29 protein-coding genes are annotated in these 25,280 nt (G+C 68.9%); 12 read left to right on the top strand and 17 right to left on the bottom strand.

From position 1 onward, the window contains the following. Complete coding sequence (locus tag R8G01_08670; protein ID MDW3214053.1) at positions 1–483, top strand: hypothetical protein; 483 nt, start codon at positions 1–3, stop codon at positions 481–483. A 63-nt stretch (positions 484–546) separates the two neighbouring features. Here the strand turns inward: R8G01_08670 and sucD are convergent, their stop codons facing one another. The 3 genes from sucD to R8G01_08685 are packed head-to-tail and all read right to left on the bottom strand — an operon-like array spanning position 547 to position 3,048. After that, a complete protein-coding gene (gene sucD / locus R8G01_08675) occupies positions 547–1,443 on the bottom strand; it encodes a succinate--CoA ligase subunit alpha (GenBank protein ID MDW3214054.1) in 897 nt (298 codons plus the stop codon). Positions 1,444–1,471: 28 nt separating this feature from the next. Then, positions 1,472–2,617, bottom strand: a complete 1,146-nt coding sequence (gene sucC / locus R8G01_08680; GenBank protein MDW3214055.1) for an ADP-forming succinate--CoA ligase subunit beta — start codon at positions 2,615–2,617, stop codon at positions 1,472–1,474. An 11-nt stretch (positions 2,618–2,628) separates the two neighbouring features. Further along, positions 2,629–3,048, bottom strand: a complete 420-nt coding sequence (locus tag R8G01_08685; GenBank protein MDW3214056.1) for a cobalamin B12-binding domain-containing protein — start codon at positions 3,046–3,048, stop codon at positions 2,629–2,631. An 83-nt stretch (positions 3,049–3,131) separates the two neighbouring features. Here R8G01_08685 and R8G01_08690 point away from each other — a divergent pair, with 83 nt between their 5' ends. Next, the gene (locus R8G01_08690) at positions 3,132–3,635 is read left to right on the top strand and encodes a hypothetical protein (protein ID MDW3214057.1); all 504 of its coding nucleotides are present in this window, start codon (positions 3,132–3,134) and stop codon (positions 3,633–3,635) included. Between the two features lie 9 nt (positions 3,636–3,644). Here R8G01_08690 and R8G01_08695 read toward each other — a convergent pair whose 3' ends face one another. After that, positions 3,645–4,091, bottom strand: coding sequence for a hypothetical protein (locus R8G01_08695; GenBank protein ID MDW3214058.1), 447 nt, complete (start codon positions 4,089–4,091; stop codon positions 3,645–3,647). A gap of 62 nt (positions 4,092–4,153) precedes the next feature. Between R8G01_08695 and R8G01_08700 the strand changes: the two genes are divergently transcribed. Genes R8G01_08700 through R8G01_08715 form a run of 4 tightly spaced genes read left to right on the top strand, consistent with a single transcriptional unit; the run spans position 4,154 to position 7,588 of the window. Beyond that, positions 4,154–4,459, top strand: coding sequence for a metalloregulator ArsR/SmtB family transcription factor (locus R8G01_08700; protein ID MDW3214059.1), 306 nt, complete (start codon positions 4,154–4,156; stop codon positions 4,457–4,459). Then, on the top strand, positions 4,456–5,382 hold the full coding sequence (locus R8G01_08705) for a cation diffusion facilitator family transporter (GenBank protein ID MDW3214060.1): 927 nt from the start codon (positions 4,456–4,458) through the stop codon (positions 5,380–5,382). The genes R8G01_08700 and R8G01_08705 overlap by 4 nt, the downstream gene beginning before the upstream one ends. Before the next feature lie 53 nt (positions 5,383–5,435). Next, positions 5,436–6,839, top strand: a complete 1,404-nt coding sequence (locus R8G01_08710; protein MDW3214061.1) for an NAD(P)/FAD-dependent oxidoreductase — start codon at positions 5,436–5,438, stop codon at positions 6,837–6,839. Then, positions 6,836–7,588, top strand: a complete 753-nt coding sequence (locus tag R8G01_08715; GenBank protein ID MDW3214062.1) for an alpha/beta hydrolase — start codon at positions 6,836–6,838, stop codon at positions 7,586–7,588. Before R8G01_08710 ends, R8G01_08715 begins: the two co-directional genes overlap by 4 nt. On the opposite strand, the gene R8G01_08720 is transcribed toward R8G01_08715, so the two are convergent. Beyond that, positions 7,585–9,366, bottom strand: a complete 1,782-nt coding sequence (locus R8G01_08720; protein MDW3214063.1) for an HD-GYP domain-containing protein — start codon at positions 9,364–9,366, stop codon at positions 7,585–7,587. The two genes, R8G01_08715 and R8G01_08720, sit on opposite strands and share 4 nt — an antisense overlap. Before the next feature lie 93 nt (positions 9,367–9,459). Next, positions 9,460–11,784, bottom strand: a complete 2,325-nt coding sequence (pcrA, locus tag R8G01_08725; protein ID MDW3214064.1) for a DNA helicase PcrA — start codon at positions 11,782–11,784, stop codon at positions 9,460–9,462. Positions 11,785–11,921: 137 nt separating this feature from the next. On the opposite strand from pcrA, the gene R8G01_08730 reads away from it, so the two are divergent. Both R8G01_08730 and R8G01_08735 read left to right on the top strand, forming a co-directional pair. After that, a complete protein-coding gene (locus tag R8G01_08730; protein ID MDW3214065.1) occupies positions 11,922–12,641 on the top strand; it encodes a cytochrome b/b6 domain-containing protein in 720 nt (239 codons plus the stop codon). Next, a complete protein-coding gene (locus R8G01_08735; protein MDW3214066.1) occupies positions 12,638–13,441 on the top strand; it encodes a molybdopterin-dependent oxidoreductase in 804 nt (267 codons plus the stop codon). The genes R8G01_08730 and R8G01_08735 overlap by 4 nt, the downstream gene beginning before the upstream one ends. A gap of 6 nt (positions 13,442–13,447) precedes the next feature. Here the strand turns inward: R8G01_08735 and R8G01_08740 are convergent, their stop codons facing one another. The 5 genes from R8G01_08740 to R8G01_08760 all read right to left on the bottom strand — a co-directional run bounded on the left by R8G01_08740 (position 13,448) and on the right by R8G01_08760 (position 19,056). Continuing rightward, positions 13,448–14,410, bottom strand: coding sequence for an LLM class flavin-dependent oxidoreductase (locus R8G01_08740; protein MDW3214067.1), 963 nt, complete (start codon positions 14,408–14,410; stop codon positions 13,448–13,450). A gap of 23 nt (positions 14,411–14,433) precedes the next feature. After that, positions 14,434–16,191, bottom strand: a complete 1,758-nt coding sequence (locus R8G01_08745; protein ID MDW3214068.1) for an ABC-F family ATP-binding cassette domain-containing protein — start codon at positions 16,189–16,191, stop codon at positions 14,434–14,436. 95 nt (positions 16,192–16,286) lie between these two features. Next, positions 16,287–16,961 carry a hypothetical protein gene (locus tag R8G01_08750; GenBank protein ID MDW3214069.1) on the bottom strand — a complete coding sequence of 225 codons (675 nt, stop codon included), beginning with the start codon at positions 16,959–16,961 and terminating at the stop codon, positions 16,287–16,289. 104 nt (positions 16,962–17,065) lie between these two features. After that, a complete protein-coding gene (locus R8G01_08755; GenBank protein ID MDW3214070.1) occupies positions 17,066–18,373 on the bottom strand; it encodes a HAMP domain-containing sensor histidine kinase in 1,308 nt (435 codons plus the stop codon). Next, complete coding sequence (locus R8G01_08760) at positions 18,370–19,056, bottom strand: response regulator transcription factor (protein ID MDW3214071.1); 687 nt, start codon at positions 19,054–19,056, stop codon at positions 18,370–18,372. The genes R8G01_08755 and R8G01_08760 overlap by 4 nt, the downstream gene beginning before the upstream one ends. Before the next feature lie 48 nt (positions 19,057–19,104). Between R8G01_08760 and R8G01_08765 the strand changes: the two genes are divergently transcribed. Next, positions 19,105–19,467, top strand: coding sequence for a CrcB family protein (locus tag R8G01_08765; protein ID MDW3214072.1), 363 nt, complete (start codon positions 19,105–19,107; stop codon positions 19,465–19,467). Next, the gene (locus R8G01_08770) at positions 19,464–19,781 is read left to right on the top strand and encodes a CrcB family protein (protein MDW3214073.1); all 318 of its coding nucleotides are present in this window, start codon (positions 19,464–19,466) and stop codon (positions 19,779–19,781) included. The genes R8G01_08765 and R8G01_08770 overlap by 4 nt, the downstream gene beginning before the upstream one ends. A 1-nt stretch (position 19,782) precedes the next feature. On the opposite strand, the gene R8G01_08775 is transcribed toward R8G01_08770, so the two are convergent. Genes R8G01_08775 through R8G01_08785 form a run of 3 tightly spaced genes read right to left on the bottom strand, consistent with a single transcriptional unit; the run spans position 19,783 to position 22,015 of the window. Next, positions 19,783–20,610: a class I SAM-dependent methyltransferase gene (locus R8G01_08775; GenBank protein MDW3214074.1), complete on the bottom strand. Its 828-nt coding sequence runs from the start codon at positions 20,608–20,610 to the stop codon at positions 19,783–19,785. Then, entirely contained in the window at positions 20,607–21,824 is a 1,218-nt protein-coding gene (locus tag R8G01_08780) for a cytochrome P450 (protein ID MDW3214075.1), read from the bottom strand. The genes R8G01_08775 and R8G01_08780 overlap by 4 nt, the downstream gene beginning before the upstream one ends. Continuing rightward, positions 21,821–22,015, bottom strand: a complete 195-nt coding sequence (locus tag R8G01_08785; GenBank protein ID MDW3214076.1) for a ferredoxin — start codon at positions 22,013–22,015, stop codon at positions 21,821–21,823. The genes R8G01_08780 and R8G01_08785 overlap by 4 nt, the downstream gene beginning before the upstream one ends. 276 nt (positions 22,016–22,291) lie before the next feature. On the opposite strand from R8G01_08785, the gene R8G01_08790 reads away from it, so the two are divergent. Together R8G01_08790 and R8G01_08795 are read left to right on the top strand one after the other, a co-directional pair. Continuing rightward, on the top strand, positions 22,292–22,900 hold the full coding sequence (locus R8G01_08790; GenBank protein ID MDW3214077.1) for a TetR/AcrR family transcriptional regulator: 609 nt from the start codon (positions 22,292–22,294) through the stop codon (positions 22,898–22,900). Positions 22,901–22,943: 43 nt separating this feature from the next. Then, positions 22,944–23,567, top strand: a complete 624-nt coding sequence (locus R8G01_08795; GenBank protein ID MDW3214078.1) for a DedA family protein — start codon at positions 22,944–22,946, stop codon at positions 23,565–23,567. Positions 23,568–23,713: 146 nt separating this feature from the next. On the opposite strand, the gene R8G01_08800 is transcribed toward R8G01_08795, so the two are convergent. From R8G01_08800 to R8G01_08810, 3 genes are read right to left on the bottom strand one after another with little or no spacing between them, the layout of a single operon-like run. After that, on the bottom strand, positions 23,714–24,097 hold the full coding sequence (locus R8G01_08800; GenBank protein MDW3214079.1) for an SRPBCC family protein: 384 nt from the start codon (positions 24,095–24,097) through the stop codon (positions 23,714–23,716). Positions 24,098–24,118: 21 nt separating this feature from the next. Then, a complete protein-coding gene (locus tag R8G01_08805) occupies positions 24,119–24,898 on the bottom strand; it encodes an alpha/beta hydrolase (protein MDW3214080.1) in 780 nt (259 codons plus the stop codon). Between the two features lie 10 nt (positions 24,899–24,908). Beyond that, a complete protein-coding gene (locus tag R8G01_08810; protein ID MDW3214081.1) occupies positions 24,909–25,280 on the bottom strand; it encodes an NYN domain-containing protein in 372 nt (123 codons plus the stop codon).

The raw sequence follows: 25,280 nt of genomic DNA on the forward strand, positions 1-25,280 counted from the left end.
ATGCCCAAGAAGGTGTCCGTTGCCGATCTCGTGATGGGAATCGGAGGTCTCGTGACAGTCCTGTTCTCGTTCTTCGCGTTCTTCAAGAGCGGGAGTTTCACCGTCTCGGCCTGGGACGGTGATGCCGGCGCGTTCGCCACGACCGTACCGGCGATCCTCGGGCTGGTCATGGTGGTGTGGATCGTCCTGCAGCTCGCCGGCGTCTCGCTGCCCGATCAGGTCCTGACCTACAACCACGCCCAGCTGAAGGGCACCTGGGCGATCGCGGCGGCGGGCATCATGCTGTCGTGGATCAGCGCCGACTTCGGCGGCGCCGACAAGGGTGTCGGCTTCTGGTTCATGTTCCTCGGATCACTCGCCATGGCCGTGGGTGCCGTGATGGCGCTGCTCGGCAAGGGCAGCGAGACGATCGACATCCCCGGCGGCGGCAGCGACGGTGCCGACGCGGCGGCGACCCCGCCGCCCCCGCCCCCGAGCGCCTGAGTCCCTGAACGCGAGAACGCCCCGCGGCATCGCCGCGGGGCGTTCAGCATTTTTCGGGCTCGATCAGAGCGAGGCGACGATCTCCGCCATCAACTCGCCGGCCTCGGTGGGGTTGAGGCCCACCTTCACGCCGGCCGCAGCGAGTGCGTCCATCTTGCCCTGTGCCGTCCCCTTGCCGCCGGAGACGATTGCGCCGGCATGGCCCATCTTCTTGCCGGCCGGAGCGGTGACGCCGGCGATGTAGGCGCTCATCGGCTTCGTGACGTTGGCCTGGATGAACTCTGCGGCCTCCTCCTCGGCCGAGCCGCCGATCTCACCGATCATCATGATCGCGTGGGTCTCGGGGTCGGCCTCGAACTCACGGAGGCAGTCGATGAAGTTGGTGCCGGGCACCGGGTCACCGCCGATGCCGACGCACGTCGACACGCCGATGCCCTTCTGCTTGAGTTCGTAGAGCGCCTGGTAGGTCAGCGTGCCCGACCGGGAGACGATGCCGACGTTGGGACCGTCGGCCGATGGCTCCTGTGCGATCTCGCCGGCGGTGATGCCGATGTTGCACTTGCCGGGGCTGATGATGCCGGGGCAGTTCGGCCCGAGGAGTCGGGTGTTCGGGAAGTCCCGCACCAGCCGGTTGTAGACCTTGGCCTCGTCTTGCGCCGGGATGCCCTCGGTGATGCACACGACGAAACCGATGCCCGCCTCGGCCGCCTCCAGGATCGCGCCAGACGCGAACTTGGGCGGCACCGCGGCGAACGATGCGTTCGCACCGGTCGCCTCGACCGCCTCGGCGACCGAGTCGAAGACCGGGATGCCTTCGACGTCCTGGCCACCCTTGCCGGGCGTGACGCCGCCGACGATCTGGGTGCCGTAGTCGCGGTTGCGGAGGCCGTGGTACTTGCCCTGGCCGCCGGTCAGGCCCTGCACCAGGACCTTGGTGTTCTCGTCAACGAAGATTGCCATGTCGTTCGATCCTTCTCGATTCGTTCGTTCAGTTCGCCAGCGAAACGGCGGCTCGGGCGGCGTCGAGCATCGTGGGCTCGGAGCGCAGCTTGGATTCGGGGATACCGGCGTCGAGGAGGATCTGGCGGCCCTCCTCGGCGTTGGTGCCGTCGAGACGGATCACGATCGGCGCCTTCAGGTCGACACGGCCGAGTGCCTCGACGATGCCCTTGGCGACCTCTTCGCCGCGGGTGATGCCACCGAAGATGTTGATGAAGATGCTCTTCACCTTCTCGTCGGAGTTGATGACCTCGAGCGCACCGGCCATCACGTCGGCGTTGGCGCCGCCACCGATGTCGAGGAAGTTGGCCGCTGAACCACCGACCTGGTTGACGACGTCGAGTGTCGACATGGCGAGACCGGCGCCGTTGGCGATGATGCCGACGGTGCCGTCGAGGCCGATGTACTGCAGACCCTTCTCGGCCGCCATCTTCTCGCGGTCGTCCATCTCGGTGAGGCCGCGGAACGCGTCCCACTCGGGATGGCGGAACTCGGCGTTCTCGTCGAGCGTGACCTTGGCGTCGAGCGCGTGGACCTCGCCGGTCGGCTTGAGGATCAGCGGATTGATCTCGGCGAGGTCGCAGTCGCCCTCGTCGTAGCAGCGGTACAGCTTGACGATGATGTCGGTCGCGCCGTCGATCGCCCGCTCGGGCAGTTTGGCGTCGATGCACGCCTGGCGAGCGGTCTCGGCCGACAGGCCGTCGATCGGGTCGATGTGCAGCTTGACGATCGCGTCGGGGTTCTCCTCGGCGACGACCTCGATCTCGACGCCGCCCTCGCGGGACAGCATCATGAGGTGCTGCTTCGCGCTGCGGTCGAGGGTGAAGCTGACGTAGTACTCCTCGTCGATGTCGGAGGCGTGCTCGACCCAGAGGCGGCGCACGACGTGGCCCTTGATGTCCATCCCCAAGATGTTGCCGGCGTGCTCACGGACCTCGGCCTCGTTGTCGGCCAGCTTGATGCCGCCCGCCTTGCCGCGACCGCCGACCTGCACCTGCGCCTTGACGACGACGGGGTAGCCGGCACCGTTGGCGGCGGCGACCGCCTCGTCGACGGTGTCGGAGGGGCCGCCGGCACTGACCGGAATGTCATAGCGGGCGAAGTACTGCTTGCCCTGGTATTCGAACAGGTCCACGGGATGCCTTCCTAGAGTTGAGCGGGTTCGGTGTTGCGTTCGTCGAGCGCCGTTTCCAGCCACGAGCTGATCGTGCGGAGCGAGGCGCCGGGCTGGAAGATCTCGGCGATGCCCTGATCCTTGAGCGCACGGACATCGGCATCGGGGATCACGCCGCCGCCGAAGACGAGCGTGTCGTCGAGGCCGCGACCGCGCAGCTCCTCGACGACTCGCGGGAAGAGCGTCAGATGGGCGCCCGACAGGAGCGAGAGGCCGATCGCGTCGGCGTCTTCCTGGAGCACGGTCTCGGCGATCTGCTCGGGCGTCTGGTGGAGACCCGTGTAGATGACCTCGAAACCGTGATCTCGCAGTGCACGGGTGATCGTCTTGGCGCCGCGGTCATGGCCATCGAGCCCAGGCTTCGCGACGACGACTCGGTACGGGCGCTTCACAAGTAGGTGACCCTATTCGCTCCCCTGCCCCGCCGACCAACCCGTCAGCACCGAACGGCCGGTGACGACGGCAGACTGGTGCCGTGCGACTTCCAGAATTCCGCTCTCCCGTCGCCAGGGCGGTCATGCCCGTCGTCGGCGGCATCGCCGTGTTCGCCGCCATCGCTGGGTTCACCTGGGCGATCGCGGCGTACATCTCGGGGGGCGAACCCGGCACGTCCGATCGGCTCGCACCGAGTGTGTTCACGATCGGACGGGTCGAGTCACTCGCCGAATCCGTCGCCGACGACGGCCCCCTGCTGTTTCCCGAACTCGGCACCGCGATCGGCACCAGGTCGATCGTGGTCGACCACCAGGGCGACGTCCCCGCCGACGGCTGGCGCGTCTACTGGGCGTACCCGGCCGACCGCGACCCGACGTGTGTGGTCGAACAGGTCGTCGGCACGTCCGACTTCGTCGACTGCGACGGCCGCACGATCGACGTCACCGAGCTGTCGCCGCCCGACAGCGGGGTGTTCCCGGTGGTCGAGGACCGCACGACGCTGATCATCGACGTCCGCGGCGCCACGCGCGGCACGACTCCCTGAGGCCGCCGGTCAGGCGGTCTGCACGACGCCGAGCAACCGCTCGACGAACAGGTCGGTGTGCTGATCGAGGTAGTTGCGCTTGATCTCGAGACCCCCGACCACATCGGCACCGGTCTGGCCGACCGCCGTCGTCAGGCGGTCGATGCTCTTGCCGGCGTTGAGCGCGAACGTGAGGAAGCACGCCGCGCGCTTGCCACGCATCGTCGGCAGGTTGGCGATGTTGCCGAGTGCGAACGGGGCCTGACCGACGACGAACAGTCCGTGCGTCCAGGTGCCGACGAGCACGATGTCGGCCCGCTGGATCGACGAGTGGTCGGGCGACCCCACCTTGGACATGCCGGTGATCGACCAGCGCTCCTGCTGGAGCTTGTCGCCGATCATTTCCGCGGCGTTCCAGGTGTTACCGGTGAGGCTCTCGACGAGCAGTGCTGCCTTCATCACCTCCGATTCAAGCACGTCGGCCCCCTCGGTGGAAGTTTCGGCGCGGGTCGGCGCGAATGCCCGATATCTTCACATATGTGCAGATATCGACACCGACGCTCCCCGCCGCCGAGGGTGCGGCCCTGTTCCGCCTCCTCGGCGACCCCACACGGCTCATGATGCTCAACGAACTCGCCGCCGCCGACGAACTGTGCGTTCACGAGATCGCCGAGCGGGTCGGCGCCAACGAGTCGAAGGTGTCGCAGGCGCTGCGCTTGCTCCGCACCGCGGGGATCGTCCGCAACCGCCGCGACGGGCGTCACATCCACTACCGGCTCGACGACGACCACGTCCGCGACATCCTCGCGATCACGGCAGCGCACCTCGCGCACGGCACCTCGTGAGCGGCGGCCACGACCACAGCCACGGCCCGTCGCTCGCCGGGGCCGGACAACGCCACGTTCGGCCACTGACGATCTCGTTCGTGCTGATCGGCGGGTTCTTCCTGGTCGAGGCCGTCGCCGGGTTCGTCACCGGGTCACTGGCACTGCTGTCCGACGCCGGGCACATGCTCACCGACGTGATCGGTCTGGGCATGGCACTCGCCGCCATCCGACTCGCGAGCCGGTTCGAGCAGCGGAGCACGGGGTCATCGCACACGTTCGGCGTGTACCGCCTGGAGATCCTCGCCGCGTTCGTCAACGCACTGCTGCTGTTCGCGGTCGCGGTGTGGGTACTCATCGAGGCCGGACGCCGACTCTTCGACGAACCGGACGTGCTCGGCGTACCGATGCTCGTCGTCGCAACACTCGGGCTCCTCGTGAACCTGATCGCGTTCGCACTCCTGCGCGAGGGGTCGAAGGAGTCGCTCAACGTCGAGGGCGCCTACCTCGAGGTACTCGCCGACACCATCGGCTCGGTCGGCGTGATCATCGCCGCCGTACTGCTCGAACTGTTCGGTTGGGGGTGGGCCGACCCGGTGGTCGCCGCACTGATCGGGCTCTGGATCCTGCCGCGCACCTGGCGCCTCGGCCGCAAGTCGGTTCACATCCTGCTGCAGGCGGCCCCCGAGCACATCGACCTGCAGACGCTGTCCGACGAGCTGGTCGCGATCGACGGCGTCGTCGACGTGCACGACCTCCACGTCTGGACGCTCACGTCCGAGATGGATGCCGCGTCCGCCCACCTGGTGGCCAGCGCCGGCGCCGACCACCATGCGATCCTCGACCGGGCCCGCGAGCTCTTGGCCGAACGCCACCACGTGCAGCACGGCACGTTCCAGGTCGAGCCCGACACCCACGAGGGCTGCCACGACGTGACCTGGTGACCCGCCCGACATCCACGGTCAACACGACCGTCCCCATCGACTACGGTCTTTCCATGGGAAAGATTGTGGTCGCCGGTGGCGGGATGTGTGGGATGGCGGCGGCGATGATGCTCGCCGACGACGGCCACGAGGTCACCGTGGTCGAACGGGACGGCGCACCGCCCCCGCCCGACACCGACGGCGCCTTCACCGACTGGGAGCGCCGCAGCGTCGCCCAGTTCGGACTCGCCCACTTCCTCCTCGCCCGCGGTACGTCGATCCTCCGCGAGCAGCTGCCCGACGTGCACCGGTCGCTCGTCGATCACGGCGGCTTCCGGTTCAACCTCGTCAAGTACCTGCTCGGCATGATGCCCGACGCCGAGATCACCCCCGCCGACGACCGGTTCGACCTGGTCACCGGGCGGCGCAGCACGATCGAGTGGGCGATGGCGGGTGCCGCCGACGCCCACCCCGGCGTCACGGTTCGTCGTGGGGAGGCGATCGCCGGCCTGCTCGCCGACACGACCGACGGGCTCCCGCCCCACGTGACCGGAGTGCGTCTGCAGTCGGGCGATCATCTGGCCGCCGACCTCGTCGTCGACGCCACGGGTCGCCGCTCCCCCACGCCGGATTGGTTGGCCGAGATCGGCGCCGCCGCTCCGGTCGACCACGTGGAAGACAGCGGTTTCGCCTACTACGGCCGCTACTTCAGGTCGCCGGGAGCGATGCCCGCCATCATGGGCGGCATGCTCGCCCCGTACGGCAGCTTCTCGATCCTCACGCTGCCGGCCGACAACGACACCTGGTCGGTCACGCTGTACGGCCTGTCCGACGACAAGGAGCTCCGGGCGTTCCGCGACCCCGAGGTCTACGAACGGGTCGTTCGGGCATGCCCGGCACACGCCCACTGGATCGACGGTGAGCCGATCACCGAGATTCGTTCGATGGCCGGCGTCGTCGACCGGCACCGCGAGTTCGTCGTCGACGGACAACCGGTGGCGACGGGCATCCTCACCGTCGGCGACGCCAGTTCGTGCACCAACCCGTCGCTCGGGCGGGGCATCAGCCTCGGCCTGATGCACACGGAGGTGATGCGGGCGTGCGTCGCGGAGCACCTCGACGACCCGCACGCACTGTCGCTCGCGTTCCACGAGCGGTCGGCCGCCGAGATCACACCGTGGCACGATGCCACCGTGCAGACCGACCGGCGTCGGGTCCGCGAGATGCGGATCTACCGCGACGGCGGCACGCCGACGCCGAACGACGCCGAGAGGATCGCCGACGTGATGCAGGGGTCCGTGCTCCTCGATCCCGTGATCACCCGCGGGTTCGCCGAGGTGTTCAGCTGCTACGCCACCGGCGACGAGGTCATGGCCCGTCCCGGCTTCCTCGATCGGGTGATGGCGTGCGCCGACCGGGTCTCGACCGCACCGCCACCTGGCCCGAACCGCGCCGATCTGCTGGAGCTCGTGTCATGACCGTCGTCTTCGTCCACGGGGTACCGGAGACATCCGCGATCTGGGATCCGCTGCTCGACGAGTTCGGACGCGACGACGTCGTGACACTCTCGCCGCCCGGCTTCGGCGCGCCCGTTCCGGACGGCTTCGAGGCGACGTCGGATGCCTACCGCGACTGGCTCGTCGGCGAGCTCGAACACCTCGATGGCCCGGTCGACCTGATCGGCCACGACTGGGGCGGCGGCCACGCGCTCCGTGCCGCCACCGCTCGGCCCGATCTCGTCCGCCGGCTGGTCACCGACATCGCCGGCACGTCCGATCGCAAGTACGAGTGGCACGACCTGGCGCAGGTCTGGCAGACCCAGGGTGACGGCGAGGCGTTCGTCCAGGCGATGGCAGCGATGCCGGTCGACGAGCGGGCGCCGTTGATGGTCGACGCCGGCATGTCCGAGGCGGCGGCGAGGTCGTGTGCTGCCGCCAACGACGAGACGATGGGTTCGTGCATCCTGTCGCTCTATCGGTCTGCGGTGCAGCCCAAGATGCAACTCTGGGGCGACCAGTTCGCCGAGCTCTCCGATCGTCCCGCCGCGCTCGTCGTGATCCCCCACGAGGACCACTTCACCGGGGGCCCGGAGATGGCGCGTCGGGTGGCGCAGAAGTGGGGTGCCGCGACCGCCGAGCTCGAGGGCCTCGGTCACTGGTGGATGATGCAGGACCCGGCGCAGGGCGCCGCGGTGCTGCGAGCGTTCCTTAGCGCCGACGCGGCCTAACCGAACAGCCCGCCGAGTGGCGGGAGCGGCAACGTGATCTCCGGCGTCGTCAGGTCGGGGACCGTCAGGAGCGGGGTCGAGACGGGCGGCGTGGTGATCGACGGTGTGGTGATCGGGGGTGTGGTGATCGACGGAACCGCGATCGGCGGTGTCGTCACCAGCGGCGTGGAGATCGACGGAACCGTGAGCTCTGGCGTGCTGACCGACGGCACCACCGTCACGGACGGCACGGTCACGGACGGCACGGTCACGGACGGCACGGTCACGGACGGCACGGTCACGGACGGCACGGTCACGGACGGCACGGTCGTCGCCGGCACCGTGGTGGTGGGAATCGGACCCGACGGAACCGTCGTCGCCGGCACGACCACCGGCGGCACGGTCACCGGCGGGACCGTCACCGGCGGGACGGTCGTGCCGGACGGTCCGACCACCGGCGGATCCGTTGGCGCGACCTCGGTCGGATCGGCCGTCGGCCCGGTCGTCGGCGCGGTCGACGTCGTCGGTGGCGGCACGGAGGGATCGGCCGCCGGGATGGTCGACGTCGGCACGCGGACGTCCGCAGGTGCGGTCGACGCGGTGGCACCGCCCGCGTCGGGCTCGGCCACCATCTCGACGGCAGCGATCTGTCCGTTGGAGAACGCCTGGAGCTCCGAGGCGAACGCGGCCCGGCGGGCGGAGCTATCGTCGCCGAGGCCGAGCAGGGCGGCGGTCGTGAACGCGGCGGTGCCGACCACCCCGGCGACGGGCGTGGCGCCGACGGCGACCGCGCCACGGACCACCGGGATCTCGGTCAGCCACGCCAGCGAGCCGATCGCCGGGCGGCGACCGATCGAAGCGGCGAGCATCGCACGGACCACGACCGGGTCGAACTGCGTTCCCGAGCAGTCGACCAGCTCCTGACGTGCGGCCTCGGCCGACATCGGCTCCTTGTACGAGCGCTTCGACGTGATCACGTCGTAGGCATCGGCGACCGCGGTGATGCGACCGGCGAGCGAGATCTCGTGCTCGTGCAGCCCGTCGGGATAGCCGCGGCCGTCCCATCGTTCGTGGTGCTCGCCCGCAGCGCGCACCCAGTCACCCAGCCACGGCTCCAGGGGTCGCAGCATCTCGGCGCCGGCCGCCGGGTGGTTCTTGAGCACCTGCCACTCGTCGTCGGTCAGCTTCTCCGCCTTGTTGAGTACCTCCGGCGGCACCGTCATCTTGCCGACGTCGTGCAGCAGGACGCCCCAGGCGAGCCAGTTGCGATCGGACTCGGAGAGCCCCATCTCATCGGCGATCAGATCCGCGTAGGCGCGCACTCGTTCGGTGTGCCCACGGGTGAGCCGGTCGTGCCGACCGAGGCCGTTCACGAGCACGATCGCGTTCTCGGCCGCTTCGGCGGCGGTGGCGCCGAGCCCGTGCTGTTCGAGTTCTCGAGCCCGCTGACGCATCTGGCGGACGGTCCCCGAGCGCAGCGCGACACCGAATCGCGACGGCGCCTGGTCGGGGAAGATCAGCGTGAGCCGCAGCAGCGTCGCCAGCGGGAGGAGGCGCCTCGTCACGCGCCCGACGGCATTCGAGACCACGGCTCCGACGACGCCGGCCTGCAGGATCCACAGTGCGAGTCCCCACCAGCCGTCGGGCCGGTACAACCGGGACCCGACGAGCCGAATCGCGAGGTACGCGGCGAGCACCGGCGTGGCGAAGGCCACGAAACGGACGCCGAGCGCCAGCGCGGGCGATGCGCGCCACGCCGTGTTCGGTTCCGTCGCCCCGCGAGTGGGCCCCGCACTCATACCGAACTCTTCGGAATAACAGTGATCTCACACGAGCAACATCGCGACTCTTGATGATGTCTTGCCCGTACGAACCGCCGGCGATCGACGCGGTCAGAGCTTCTTCAGGGGCGCCCAGGCGAGCGCCAGGTGCTTCTGACCGACGCCGGAGAAATTGATGACCGCCTCGGCCTTCTCACCCGCGCCAGAGATGTCGATGATCACACCCTCACCGAAGGCCGGGTGCGCCACGTCGTCGCCCACCTTGAGCCCGATGTCCTGCGAGTTGGACGGCTGGGGGGTGTTGCCGGCCCGCATCGCCGCATCGACGACACGATCGCGGTGCGCATCGTGGTCGTCGGCCCTCGATGTACCGCCGCCGTCGCGACGGCGGTACGGCGGCGGGTCGTAGGCGCGCTCGTCGCGATGTCGGTAGCTCTGGCGACCGTACGACGACCGCCCGCTGGTGTTGCCCTTCGATTCGATCAGCGCCTCGGGGATCTCGTCGAGGAACCGGGACGGCGGGTTGTACTGCGTGTTGCCGTACAGCATCCGACTCCATGCATGCGTGACGAACAGCCGCCGCATCGCTCGCGTGATCCCGACATAGGCGAGCCGCCGCTCCTCCTCCATCTCGGTGGGCTCGGTGAGCGCCCGGTTGTGCGGGAAGATGCCCTCTTCGACACCGATGACGAACACGACCGGGAACTCGAGCCCCTTCGCCGAGTGGAGCGTCATCAGCACGACCTGATCGTCGTCGTCGAGATCGTCGGTGTCGGCGACGAGCGACACCTGCTCGAGGAACTCGTCGAGCACCGTGAACTCTCGCGCCGAGCCGACGAGCTCGCCGAGGTTCTCGATCCGACCGTGGGCCTCGACCGTGTCCTCGGCCTCGAGTTCGCCCAGATACCCCGATTCGTCGATGACCGCCTGCAGCAGATCGCCCGGGCCCACGCCCTCACCCCCCACCATGGCGTTGAGCCGGTCGAGCAGTTCGACGAACGCACCGATGCCGCGCTGGGCCGGGCCGCTGACGCCGGCTTCGTCGGCGTGCCGGAGCGCCTCGGTGAACGGCACCGCCATCTCGCGTGCGTACGCGTCGATTCGACCGATGCTCGTGTCGCCGATCCCGCGCTTGGGGACGTTGATGATCCGCTTCACGCTGACCTCGTCGAGCGGGTTGATGACCGAGCGGAGGTAGGCCATCGCGTCCTTGACCTCGCGACGGTCGTAGAACCGGGTGCCGCCGACCACCTTGTACGGCACACCCGACCGCATGAACGCTTCTTCGATGACCCGCGCCTGGGCATTGGTGCGATACAGCACCGCCATCTCGCGCCAGTTGACGGCGTCGTCGCTGTGGAGTTGCTGGGCGGTGCCGGCGACCCACATCGACTCGTCGCCCTCGTCTTCGGCGTGGTAGCGGATGATCCGTTCGCCGTCGCCCGTGTCGGTCCAGAGCGACTTGGGTTTGCGTTCCTGGTTGTGCTCGATCACCGCGTTGGCGGCATCGAGGATCGTCTGCGTCGACCGGTAGTTCTGATCGAGCACGATCGTGGTCACCTCGTCGAAGGCATCTTCGAACTGCATGATGTTGCGGAAGTCGGCACCGCGGAACTTGTAGACCGACTGATCGGTGTCACCGACGACGCAGACGTTCTGGTGACCGCCGGCGAGCATCAGCACGATCTCGTTCTGCGCCTGGTTCGTGTCTTGGTATTCGTCGACGAGGATGTGCTCGAAGCGTTGGCGGTAGTGGTCGAGCACCTCGGGGTGCTCGCGGAAGAGCCGCACGACGTTGAGGAGCAGGTCGTCGAAGTCCATCGCGCCGGCCTTCAGCAGGCGGGTCTGGTACTCGGCGTACACGTCGGCCTGCTTGCGGGCGAAGATGTCGTTCGCCTGCTCCGCGGCCCGGTCGGGATCGACGAGTTCGTTCTTCCAGAGCGAGATCTGGCCCTGGACGCCGCGCGGCGGGAACCGCTTGCTGTCGAGACCGAGGTCGCGGATGACGTACCCCGTCAGCCGGACGGCGTCGGCCTGGTCGTAGATCGAGAACGTGCGCGGGTAGCCGATCGCCTCGCCGTCGCGGCGCAGGATGCGCACGCACGCCGAGTGGAACGTCGACACCCACATCGACCGCACCACGGGCCCCACCAGCGACCCGACGCGATCTCGCATCTCGGCCGCGGCCTTGTTGGTGAACGTGATCGCCAGGATGCTGGTGGGGCGCACGCCCCGGTCGATCAGGTAGGCGATCCGATGGGTCAGGACACGTGTCTTGCCCGACCCGGCGCCGGCCACGACGAGGAGCGGACCCTCGGTGTGCACGACCGCATCGAGCTGGTCGGGGTTGAGGCCTTCGGTGAACGGATTGGGTCCGACATCGCCGACGGCGTCGGCGAACGGGTCGTCCGTGAAGAGGTCTGGCTGATCCGACATCGTCGACCCATCCTAGGGACGGGGTGTCGCACCGCTTCAGACCCGGATCTGTCCAAACACGAAACCCGGACGCAACGAAGTCCGAACACCGCGGCATGCGACTGCGGGCCCGATCGATCCCACCTAGGTTGACCTGCATGTCGATCGACGAAGACGCTCCTCCGGAGGTCGCCGAGCCACGAGCGGTGGCTCGACTCAAGCACCCCCGTGCGATCCGGTGGCTCCACTGGATCAACTTCCCGCTGTTGGCGGTGATGATCTGGAGCGGCCTGCGCATCTATTGGGCCGAGGATGTCTACGCGTTCGGCGTCGGGAGCTGGCAGTGGTTCGCGTTCTTCCCCGAGGTCGTCTACGAACGGCTCGATCTCGACCGCCACCTCGCCCGCGGCATGGCGTTCCACTTCTCCTTCGCCTGGCTGTTCGTGATCAACGGGCTCGCCTACACGATCTACCTGGCCGTCAGCGGCGAGTGGCGCCACATCTTCCCCGACCGCCGGTCGGCCGCCGAGGCGAAGGACGTCGTGCTGCACGACCTGCACCTCAAGGCCGATGCGCCGCCGCAGGGCCGCTATAACGCCGCCCAGCGCATCGCCTACACGGTGGTCCTGGCGATGGCGGCGATCGTCGTGGTCAGCGGGTTCGCGATCTACAAGCCGACGCAGCTGTACCCGCTGCCGTTGCTGTTCGGCGGCTACCAGGGTGCCCGGCTGATCCACTTCTCGATGACGATCGGCATCCTGCTGTTCTTCGTCGTCCACCTCCTCCAGGTGCTCCGGGCGGGGTGGGGCAACTTCCGGGCGATGGTCACCGGCTACGAGATCGAGCAGCCCGAATCGAACGAGGAGGTCGCGTCATGAGCGACGACCGGCACGAACAACCCACCGACGACCGCGCCGCCGAGCTCCGAGCCCAGGCCCGCAGCGGCCCGGCGATCCCGCTCGACGAGTTCCGACGCAAGTCGCGCCGCTCGTTCCTGACGGGCGGCGCCGGCGTCATCGCCGCCGGGCTGTTCTGGAACTACGTGCAGACCAAGTCGGATCCCGTCGATCGGATCCCCGGCATCCTCCGCAACACGCTCGAGGCCAACGAGCAGATCTGGTCGAACTTCCAGGGTCGCTCGGCGCCCGAGTATGACATCGCCGATGCGTCGCCGATCCAGGTCAACGGTCGGGTCGGCATCCGCAGCGAGATCGCACTCGCCGGCTACACCGTACGTGTCGAGGGCCCCGACGGTGAGTTGCTCGACGAGCTCCCGCTCGATCACTTCCGCGACCTCCCGCAGAGCGACTTGGTGATCGAACACAAGTGCATCGAGGGCTGGTCGAACATCACCCACTGGCGAGGTGCCCGGTTCCGCGACTTCCACGAGCCGTACGCCGACCGCATCGGCGACGCGAGCTACGTCGGCATGGAGACACCCGACGGCGAGTACTACGTCGGTTGGGACCTCGATGCGATCCTCCACCCGCAGACGATGCTGGCGCTCGAGCAGAACGGGGCGCCGCTCGATCAGGACCACGGCGCCCCACTCCGGCTCGCGACGCCGAACAAGTACGGCATCAAGACGATCAAGCGCATCAAGACGATCCGGTACCGCCGAGACCGCGCACCCGACTACTGGGCAGAACGCGGATACGACTGGTACGCCGGGCTCTGATCGGGCTCAGCGGAGTGCCAGCGCCGCGACGTCGCCGAGTTGGGCCCGGGCCACGTCGATCCGGTCGCCCGGGAAGATGTTGATGCTGCTCACGCCGGCCGCCTCGAGCGCGGCGATGTGTTCGAACGCGTCGTCGATCGTGCCGACGGCTCCGATCTCGCGCCAGTAGTCGCTCGGCATGTCGAGCAGCGCCGTCGCTCCGCCGTCGGCCACCCGCTCGACCATCTCGTCGAAGAACGGCAACACCGTGAACGCCGGACGTCGCTCGGCGATCAGACCGGCGACGAAGGGCGCCACGTGACCGTACGCGGTCCGGCGATCGTGCTCGACCGCCAGCATCGTGAACGTCACGACGTGGAAATCGTCGGGGCGCCTGGCCGCGTGGCCGAGCGACCAGTCGACGTAGGTCGGGCCGGCCCCCTCGACGAGGATCACGCCGTCGGCGACCCGTCCGGCGAGCGCGAGTGACCTCTGCTGCTGCACCCCGGCGACGATCCGCGGGACGTCGCTCGGCGGCTGGTCGAGCCGGACCCGATCGAGCTGCACGTGGCGGCCGTCGAACGTGACCTCGTCACCGCCGAGCAGTCGCTTGACGACGGTGATGGTCTCGTCGAGCGTCGTCAGGGGTGACGGGGGACGCGCGCCCATCTGTGCCATCCACTCCTGCACACCGTGACCGATCCCCGGGTGGAACCGTCCGGGCGCGAGGTTCGCGAGTGTCGCGATCTCCATCGCGGTCACAGCCGGGTTGCGGGCGACCGCCGGCAGGATCCCGATCCCGACCTGCAGCTGCCCGGTCACGGCCAACGCCGTGGCCGCCAAGCTGACACCGGCGGTGAAGAAGCAGTCCTCGATGAGCCAGAGCTGTTCGACGCCGGCGGCCTCCAGCCGGCGGGCGTACTCCCCCACCTCGGCCGCCGGAAACGTCCGATCGAAGCACATCCCGATCTCGGCACGTTGCGAACCCATCCCGGCAACGTACCGCGAGTGCCTCAGCCGGATTGTTCCTCGGAGAGCTCGAGCCAGCGCTCCTCGAGTTCGGACAGCTCGGCCTGAGCGGTCGCGAGCTCGGCGCCGAGTGACGCCAGCCGCTCGTGGTCGGTCGTGTCCAGAAGCTGCTCGTTCAGTCGATCGACCTGACGCTGCGCCTTGGTCATCGACTGCTCGGTGTCACGAATCTGACGGCCGAGTGTGTACTGGCTGGCCGGGCGTTCCTTCCTGGCCCGCGGCGTCGACGGGGCTGCCTTGGCCGGTTTCGGTGTGGGTGCGGTCGGCGTCGAGCGACTCGACAGCCAGCCCTGGACCCCGCCGGCCACGCGTCGGAGGTCACCGCCCGGGTCGATCGCGAGCACATGGTCGACCGTGCGATCGAGGAACGTGCGGTCGTGGCTCGCGACGACGAGCGCGCCCGGCCAGTCGTCGAGGAAGTCCTCGAGCGCTCGCAACGTGTCGAGATCGAGGTCGTTGGTCGGTTCGTCGAGCACGAGCAGGTTCGGCTTAGTGGCGAGCACCATCACCAGCTGGAGACGCCGACGCTCGCCTCCGGAGAGCATCCTGACGGGGGCGAACTGTGCGGTCGAATCGAACCAGAATCGTTGGAGCAGCGCCCGGTCTTCCCAGTCGGGCTCTCGCAGCGGCCCGGCCACCAGCTTGCGGACGATGGCGTCGGGATCGAGCATCGACGTCTGCTGATCGGCGTACCCGGTCACGACCGTCGAGCCCACCTGGACCGTGCCGGACACCGGTTCGCGACGCCCGGCGATGATGTCGAGCAACGTCGACTTGCCGGAGCCGTTCGGTCCGACCACGCCCAGCCGCGCTCCCGGCTCGATGAGCAGGTCGACGTGTTCGAACACGGTCGCGTCGCCGTAGGCCTGGGCGACGTCGACGAGCTCGACCACCTGGTTACCGAGCCGGGTCGAGCCCATGTCGAGCAGCAGGTCGTCGCCGCGCACCCCGGTCGCCTCCGGGCCACCCGAGACGATCTCGCGCGCCGACCGGAGGCGCGCCTTCGGCTTGGTCGATCGGGCCTGAGCGCCGCGCTGGAGCCACTCGAGTTCGCGGCGGGCGAGGATCTTGCGGGTCGACTCCTCGCTCGCCGCCTGCTCGTGGCGAGCCGCACGCCCCGCGAGATATGTCGCATAGGCACTCGTTCCGGCGTCGGCCCGGTGGATGTAGCCGGTCCCGCGTTCGATCTCGACGATCCGACCGCTCCCCCGTGCCGTCGTGAGCCGGTCCATGAGGTGCCGGTCGTGCGTGATCATCACGAGCGCTGCGCTGGTGCCGGCAAGTCGACCCTCGAGCCATTCGATCGCTTCGAGATCCAGATGGTTGGTGGGCTCGTCGAGCAGGATCATGTCGAACTCACCGACGAGCGCGTGGGCGAGTGCCACCCGCTTGGCCTGACCGCCGGAGAGCTGATCGGTTCGACGTGACAGGAGCGGCTGCACGCCGAGTGACGTCGCGACGGCTGCGAGCTCCCACGAGTCGCCCAGATACTCGGCGACCGTGCCGGGAGGCAGTTGCGGATCCTGGTCGAGCGACGCGATCCGAACGCCTCGGCCGAACCTGACGTCGCCCTCGTCGGGCGTCTGCGTCCCGGCGAGGATGCGCATGAGCGTCGACTTCCCGGAACCGTTTACGCCGACGATCGCGACCCGATCGCCGGTCGAGACGGTGAGCGAGAGATCGTCGAACAGCACCTTGTCGGGCTGGGCGATGCCCACCTTCGCCACGTCGACGCAGATCACGTCGCCACCATACGGGCACGTCGTCGAATCACGCCCCGGACGCGCTCGTGCGCCCCCGAAGGGGCGCACGAGGTGGGGGGTGACAGTCGGTGACGTCAGCCGTCGTTACCGCGGGTGCGGTAGACGCCGTCCTCGATCCGCTCGGCGAGGCGCTCGAGGCGTTCGGCGGCCCGCTCCTCGTCGAGCCCGTGATCGACCGCCATGTCGACGTGGCTCTCGGCGTCGGCGATCAGGGCGTCGATCACCGCTTGGACGTCGACGCCGTTGGCCTCGGCGATGTCGGCGATCGAGTTGCCGGCGGCGAGCTCGGAGCGCAGCGTGTCGGTGTCGACACCGAGGATGTCGGCCAGCACGGCCCCGTCACCACGGTGCCCGTCGAGGCCACGCCGGTGTGTGCGGCCGGGGCGCTCGCTGCGCTCGGGCCGGTTCTCGACGAGGTGCTCGGCGACGGTGTCGGCCTGCGCCTCGGTGATCGTGCCGTCGTCGACCAGGTCCTGCAAGCTCTCGCGCAGCCGATCGCCGAGCTCGGGCCGCTCGTCGGCCGTGTCGGTCGTCTCGTCGGTGTTTTCGTCGGTGTTCTCGTCGGTGTCGTCCTGGAGGACGACCACGGCATCGGCACCGTCGTCCGATGCTGCGCTCGTCAGCGACGGCACGGTGGCGACGAGGCCGATCGCGCCGCCGGCGAGCAGACCGGCGGCGACGCCGATCGTGGTGGAACGCTTCGACCCTGAGGTCGAGGTGTCGGTGGTGGGAGTCGGGGTGTCGTTCATGGTGGTTCCTTTCGGGGTACGTCTGACGAGAACAACGATGACGACCCTCGGTGTGAACGAAACCGGAGCGAGTTGAGAGCCGGGTAAGAACCCGGCCGACCCGGCTACTCGGCGGTCGGAGGCGGGAGGCGACCGAGCCGAAACCCGACCGCTGCCCCGCCGCCGGGACGGTTGGAGGCGAACGCATCGCCACCGTGATGCTGTGCCACCTCACGCACGATCGACAGCCCGAGCCCCGACCCGGACATCGCTCGGGCCGCATCGGACCGGTGGAACCGATCGAACACCCTGTCGAGGTCGGCCTCGGGGATCCCGGTGCCGCGGTCGAGCACGGTGACGGTGTCGTCGCCGACGGTGACCACGATCGGGCCGCCCGTGGTGTCGAACTTGGTCGCGTTCTCGAGCAGGCAGGAAACCGCTCGTTGCACCGCCGAACGGTGCGCGGTGACGACATCCGATGCTCCGTCGACCTCGATGACACGATCGGTCCGACGGGCGTACCGGTCGGCCTGCTCCGTGACCACGTCGACCAGATCGAACGACGTCGCCGGCTCGTCGCGGGCGCCGCCGACCGCCACCGCGACCACCTCGTCGACGAGCGAGGTCAACTCCTGGGTCTCGGCGTGCAGGTCGTCGACGATCGCCCGCCGGTCGGCATCGGAGAGGTCGGGGTACCGACGCAGGGTGTCGAGGTTGGTGCGCAAGCTGGTCAGCGGGGTGCGGAGTTCGTGCCCGGCGTCCTGCACGAGACGGCGCTGCTCGTCCTTCGATCGGGCGAGTGCGGCCAGCATCCGGTCGAACGCGACGCCGAGCCGACCGACCTCGTCGCCGCCCTCCTCCCCGACGGCGACGTCGAGTCGCCCGGTGCTCTCGACGTGTTCCGCCGCCGCGGTGAGGCGCCGCAGCGAGGCGGTCGCACGTCCGGAGATCCACAGTCCGAGTGCGATGGCGGCGGCCGAGACCAGCCCAGCGATCAGCAGGGTTCTCCGGCGGAGACTGTCGAGGATCCGTTCCGTTTCGTCGAGCGACCGTCCGACCTGGACCGCCCCTCGCGACACGCCGATCGTGCGAACCCGATAGGTGCCATCGGCGGTCTCGACCGTGGAGAAGCGGCTGACACCGCGGCGCCCGAGGACACGGCTGTCGGGCTCCGAGATCGGGAGCGGGCTCGGGAAGGTGGTGCCGGTGATCGTCCCGTCGAGCAGGACGATCTGCGCATCGAACCCGACCAGCGGCCCGCGGTCCGGCACACCCTGCTGGCCGAGCAGGCGGCCGTCGATGCTCAGGAGCGATCGATCGATCTCGGCGAACAGTCGATCGCTGGTCGACCGGTAGCTGACGGTGCCGAACGCGACGGCGGTGGTCGCGACGATCGCCGCCAACGCCAGCGCGAACTTCCAGCGGAGACTCATGCGGGGTCCGCTCGAGCGACGTACCCGACACCACGAACGGTGTGGATCAGCCGTTCGGCACCGTCGGTCTCGGTCTTGCGACGGAGATAGCCGATGTAGACCGCCAGGTTCTTCGAATCAGGGCCGAAGTCGTAGTTCCAGATCCGCTCGTAGATCGTCGAGTGGTCGAGCACGACGCCGGCATTGCGGACCAGCAACTCGAGCAGGTCGAACTCGGTCTTGCTGAGTTCGATCTCGGTGCCCGCGCGGCTGGCGCGACGCCCGGCGAGGTCGAGGCGGAGGTCGGCGAGTTCGAGGTTGGCGTCGTCGTCGTTCGCTGTTCCGGTCCGGCGCCGCGACAGCGCGCGCATCCTGGCGAACAGTTCGGCGAGATCGAACGGCTTGGGGACGTAGTCATCGGCTCCCGCGTCGAGGCCGGCGACGCGGTCGCTCGTCTCGGTGCGGGCGGTCAGCATCAGGATCGGCACGTCGTTGCCTTCGGAGCGCAGCACACGGCAAGCCGTCAGCCCGTCGATGACCGGCATCGACACATCGAGCAGGACGATCTCGACCGGCCGTGAACGGAGGTGTTCGAGCGCCTGCGCGCCGTTCGTGACCGCCGTGACCTCGTGGCCCTCGAGGGTGAGCGCGCGCACCAGCGACTCCCGAACGGCCCGGTCGTCTTCTGCCAACAGCACCTGCACGAGTACGAGTACACCAGAATCACGTGAGAGATCGGTGAGAATGTCCGAATGCGTTCCCTGCTGGTCGTCGCCGCCGGCGGCGCGATCGGTGCCGGCGCCCGCTGGGGCGTCGGTGAGGTCGTCACCGGTACCGACGGCGGATTCCCATGGGCGACGTTCATCGCCAACGTCGTCGGTTGTCTCCTGATCGGCCTGGCGACGCATCGGCTGACGCGCGGATCCGATGCCTGGCTGGCGGTCGTCGTCGGCGGACTCGGCGGGTTCACGACGTTCTCGGCGTTCGCCGTCGAGACACGAACGCTGCTCGACAGCGGTCACGGTGCCACCGCCCTCGTCTACATCGGGGCATCGCTGATCGTCGGGCTCGGGGCGGTCGAGCTGACCCGAGCCGAGGACCCGCCGCAGCGATGACCGCGATGTGGTTCGTGCTGGCGGCGGCCGGCGGTGCCGTGGCCCGGCATCAGGTCAACCGACTCGGCACCGGATGGCGCGGCACCATGGCGCTCAACGTGCTCGGTGCGTTCGCACTCGGACTCCTCGTCGCCGCCGAACCCGGGCAAGCGACCGTGATCGTGGTCGGCACCGGCCTGCTCGGCAGCCTCACGACGTTCTCCACGTTCGCGCTCGAGTTCGCCGAGGCACCCCGACGCATCCGACTGGTCATCCTCGTCGGCACGGTGGTACTCGGCCTCGCTGCCGCGGCGCTCGGCTGCTCGCTCGGCTGATTCAACCGACCGGCTCGGCCGCGCCGGGCCAGCGCACCGTCGCCACCTGCGCGACGAACACGGGCGGGTTCGCGTCCAGCCACGTCGCCAACTCCTGGTCGCGCGACGCCGGGAGGCAGAGCCTGCGCCGCGCCGTCGGGACCAACACGGCGGGGTCGGCTGCCGAGCGCGACAGCGGGTTCCGGCGGCTGACCTCGATCTCGGGATCAACGCCGATCTCGCGCAGCACCGCGACGAAATCGTCGGCGGTCGGCCCCGGCGGACGGGTCACACCCCAGAAGTGCTCCCACGCCGCCGACCACGCGGACATCGGATGTGCGGTCGGGAGTTCGACCACCACCGCGAGCCGCGCGTGATCGGTGAGCGCCAACACGAACGGCAAGATCTCGGGCACGTTGAAGACGACGTGGTGGCAGACCACGACATCGGCGACCGGTGTGTGACCTGCCACGTCGGGCCACTCGCCGTGCACGGTGCGTCGGGCGACGCCCACCTCGGCAGCTGCGGCGACGAACCCGTCGAGCATCGCGCCGCTGGCGTCGACACCGATCAGCTCGGTCGCAGGGGGTACGAGCGGGATCGCTGAGCGCCCGCCGCCGCACCCGACGTCGAGCACCGTGCCACCGAGCGGCGGCAGCACTTCGCGCGCCCATCGTGCCGACAGGCCGTCACGGGTCAGGGTGTCGTCGACATCGAAGCGGCCCGGATCGTGGAACCACGGCGATTCCGGTGCCTGGTCGAGGATCTCCTGCGGGATGCCCCATCCTTCGAGCTGCGCGGCCCAACGTTCCGCCGCGGGGAACAGCGACGGCGCATCGTCGGCGGTCACGCGGTGTCGAGCACCCGGATCGGCAGCTCGCGCGGTCCGCGGATCTGACCGACACTCCAGCGGGTCGACCCGGCCAACTCGAACGCAGGGAACCGCACGATGAACTCTTCGATGGCGATCTTGAGTTCGAGGCGGGCGAGGTTGGAGCCGAGGCACCGATGGATGCCCAACCCGAACGCCGCGTGTCGATTGGCTTCGCGGTCGATCACGAACCCGCCGGCGTCGTCGAAGAACTCGGGATCGCGGTTGGCCGCCGGGAACGGCAGGAGGACCCACTCGTTCTCCTTCATCGGACAACCGTGGAAGTCGTGGTCCTTGGCGACGAGCCGGGCCATCGTCACGGGCGCGTAGGCCCGCAGGAACTCTTCGAGCGCGAACAGCATCACGTCGGGCTCGTCGACCAGCCGCTGCAGGTCGTCGGGATGTGAAGCGAGATGCCAGATCGACGACCCGATCGCGCTCCAGGTGGTGTCGATGCCCGCGATCAACAGCAGCACCATCGACCCGCGCACGTGCTCGTGGCTGAGCTTGTTGCCACCGATCTCGGCGTTGAGGAGGTACGTGGTGAGGTCGTCGCGTGGATCTTGCCGGTGCTCTTCGATCTGGCGATCGAGGTACGCGTCGAGATGGAGGTCGCTCTGTTCGCGTTCCTCGACGGGCACGTTGACGAGTTCGAGGAACTCGTGCACGCAACGGCGGAAGTAGTCGTCGTCCTCCACCGGGAAGCCGAGCATGCGCGAGATCACGTTGACCGGGATGTGCTGCGCGTACTGGAGCGCCGCGTCGACGATCGTCTCGCCGGGCTCGATCTCGCCCATCTCGTCGAGCAGCTGGTTGCACAGCCGCCGGATCTCGGGCTCCCACGGGTTGATCGCCTTGGGCGAGAACGGCGGGAGCAGCAACCGGCGCGCATGCTGGTGGAACGGCGGATCGCTCGTGATGGGCGGTGCCGGCCCGACCGGTGCCTCGGCGATCGGGCGCCCGGTGTTGACCACGACGCCACGGCTCGTGAAGTTCTCGGTGTCGTACGCGACCTCTTTGACGTACTCGTGCGTGAGCGGTGCCCACATGCCGCCGTAGCGGTCGGTGTGGGCGACGGGACAGCCGCCTTCACGGAGCTCGTCCCAGATCTCGTGGGCGCGTTCGTTGTACTCGGGTTCGGCGTGGTCGATGTCGTTCGCCCAGTCGCTGACGGGGCCGTATGCGCTCGTCATTCGATGATCGTGATCGCATACTCGGGGCAGTTGGCGACGGCCAGCTTGGCCTTCTCCTCCAACTCCGGGGTCACCGTGCCGTCGCCGATGACGACCGCCGTGCCGTAATCATCGACGTCGAACAGTTCGGGCGCCAGCGCATAACAGCGATTGTGCCCCTGGCAGAGATCCGCGTTCACCTCGACTCGCATGGACCGATCGTAGAGGTTCGCGTGCGGCCGTGGCGGGTCGGCGGCGGGCGGGACGAGGTCGTTGCCGACACAATCACTGCGGTCCGTCGCCACACCGAACGGTTCGCCACGCAGAGCGTTCGGTCGCCTGCCATTCGCGAGAAAAGTACGGAATATGGTGCGAATGGACCGGTTCGCCGCCAGTCCGAGCGCATAGCTTCGTTTGTGTTCACGTGACCATGACACGTCAGCGTGAACGTTCCGCCGCCCCCTGCGCGAACAGAGGACATATTTCTCATGCAATCGAACCACGACGAGACGAGCCTGGCGTTACTCGAGGCCGCACACCGTCTGCTGGCCGAACACGGCTCCGAAGCGCTCACCGTGCGACGCATCGCCACCGAGGCCGGAATGAGCACGATGAACGTGTACTCCCGGTTCGGGGGGAAGGACGGCGTCATCGACGAGCTCTACATCGACGGCTTCTCGCGGATGTACGCCGCCATCGACGCCGTCCCGACCACCGGCGACTTCGCGGCCGACCTCGTCGCGATGGCGAACGCGTACCGCCGATTCGCGCTCGAGAATCCCACGTACTACAAGGTGATGTTCCGCACCGCCATCCACGAGTTCGCACCGTCGGCTCGAGCCGCCGAGCTGGCTCGCTCCGGTCTCGCGGTCATCGCCGAGCGTGTTCGACTGGGCCAGGACGCCGACCAGGTGCGCAGCGACGACGGGCACGAGGCAATGGTCGTCGCCGCCTGGCTGTGGGCGTCCTGCCACGGGCTCGTGACGCTCGAGATCTTCTCGGTCGGGAACAACCAGGTCGACTGGTCGTCGGTGTTCGATCGCGGTATCCGCACCTCGGTCGCCGGGTTGCACCCGTCGGCGATCAGCCCCGGCTGAGCCGACCCCCGCCAACGGGCCGACCCGGTAGCGTGCAGCGACAATGCTCGCCGCTGTCCTCGCCAACGTCTTCACGGACGTCTCCGACTGGCTCGCCGACTTCTCGTCGAACTGGTACTTCCTCGCCATCATCTTCGCCGTGGCGTTCTTCGACTCCGTCGTACCCGTCGTGCCCAGCGAGACCATGGTCATCATCGGTGGGGTCGCCGCCGGCATCGGAGAACAGCAGTTGCTCGCCGTCATCGCCTCCGGAGCGGTCGGCGCCTTCCTCGGCGACAACACGGCCTACCTGCTCGGCGATCGGCTGAGCGGATTCATCCGCCGTCGGGCGAGCACCCGCCCGAAGCTCGGACGACAGCTCGCCTGGGCCGACGAACAGATCCGGGTCCGGGGCGGGCTCCTCCTGATCACCGCCCGCTTCATCCCCGGCGGCCGCACCGCACTCACCGTCACGTCGGGGATCACCGCCCAACCGCGTCGCTGGTTCATGGGCTGGGTCGCACTCGCCGTCGTGATCTGGGCCACGTACGCCGGGCTCCTCGGCTACCTCGGCGGGCAGGCGTTCGAGGACAACCACACCATGGCGTTCCTCGTCGCGTTCGGTGCCGCCCTGGCGATGACGGGCGTCATCGAACTCGTGCGACACCTCCGCCAACGGGCCCGCTGACCCCATCGGCAGGATGGAGGCGATGCTCCGAGGCCGTCGCCGCCCGCCGCTCGAACCCGCCTCCGGCCCCGACGCTCCCATCAACTCGCTGTCGAGCGAGCGGTTGCCACTCGATCAGCGGGCGGTCTGCGTCGACCGAGCGACCGTCACTCCGGAGTCGGAGCGGCGAGATCGGCGATCCGCTCGGCCGCCACCCGGCACACCGCCAGGTACGGCGCCGCGAACCACGGCACCCCGAACGTCAGTGCGCAACGATCGGCACCGAGCGGCTGCACGGAATGACTCGTGGCCGGCATCCCGGCGACGTCCCACGACCACCGCTCGCCGGCGACCCACCGGGTCACGACGAACGGGACGCTGACGCCGACGGCCGTGGTCACCGTCCCACGAGCGGCGGCGCGCAGTCGCCGACCGCCGCGGTCGAGTTCTGCGGCGCGCACGGTCGGCCCCCACCCCGGCCACTGGTCGAGATCGACGAGCACGTCCCACACCGCCGCCGCCGGCGCCGCTGCCTCGATCGTCGTGTGCACGAAGCGCATCGCCGCCCGCCGTCAGAGCGCGGCGAGGAACTCGGCGAGCGCAGGATTGACCACGTCGGGGTGGGTCATGTTCGGGGCGTGAGCGGCGCCGTCGACCTTCACGATGCCCCGATGGTCGGTCGACGATGCAGCGAGCGCCTCGGCCCGCTCGATCGCGATCGCCTGATCGTCCGTGCCGTGGACGCCGAGGATCGGGCAGGAGATCTCCCCGACCCGGCCGCTCACGTCGTCCCGGCCGAGCAGGGCTCCGCCGGCGAGGACCAGTTGGTCGCTGTCGATCGCCATCCACTTCGGGATCCAGTCGGCCGCCAGGTCGTCGTCGCCGAGGATCAGACCGGCGACGATGGCGAAGACGCCCGCCCGGTCGTCGTCGGTGCCGTGCTCGAACACGTGGAGCATGCCCTGGTACCCCTGGATCGTCTCGTCGTCGTCGACGTCGGCCGCCGAGTCGATCAACACGACCGCACGCACTCGATCCGGATGCGCGAGCGCAGCGCGCAACGAGAGGAAGCCTCCCTGCGACATCCCGACGAACACGGCCGACTCGACCCCGAGATGATCGAGCAGTGCGACGGCGTCGGCGGCGGAGTCCCAGTAGGTGAACGGGCCGTCGGCCCTGGTGCCGCCGAAGCCGCGCTCGTCCCATCGGATGCACCGATACCGGTCGCGGAGCGCCTCGACCTGGCGGTCGAACATCGTGTGGTCCATCAGGAACCCGTGGCTGAAGAGCACCGCCGGCCCGTCACCACCCGTGTCCTCGAAGTGAACCTCGATGCCGTTGATCCGTGCCATCCCGAGGACACTACGCGTCGAGCATCGACAGGAAACGACCGGAACCCATCACCCGTGCACGGTCGGGCAGCCTGGCCCGGAGCCCGCGATCCGAGGTGACGACCTGCGGTTCGTCGTCGAGCTCGCGTACCAACTCGACGATCCGGTCGTCGGCGGCGTTACGCCCGCGGCGACGCGACTCGACGATCGTCAGGTTCCCGCCGCCGAGTTCGAACGTCGTGGGCGCCACCGGCGCGTCGAACACGAGGGCGACCTCGTCATCGTGGGTGCGACACCACTCGGCGACCGACTGCGCCAATCGTCGTGCGGCGGCGTCACGGTCGTTCCACCATCCGTCGGGCCGCGACCCGAACACGTTGTTGCCGTCGATGATCCAGCGCAC

This window comes from Ilumatobacteraceae bacterium (assembly GCA_033344875.1).
Classification (GTDB): Bacteria; Actinomycetota; Acidimicrobiia; order Acidimicrobiales; family Ilumatobacteraceae; genus Ilumatobacter.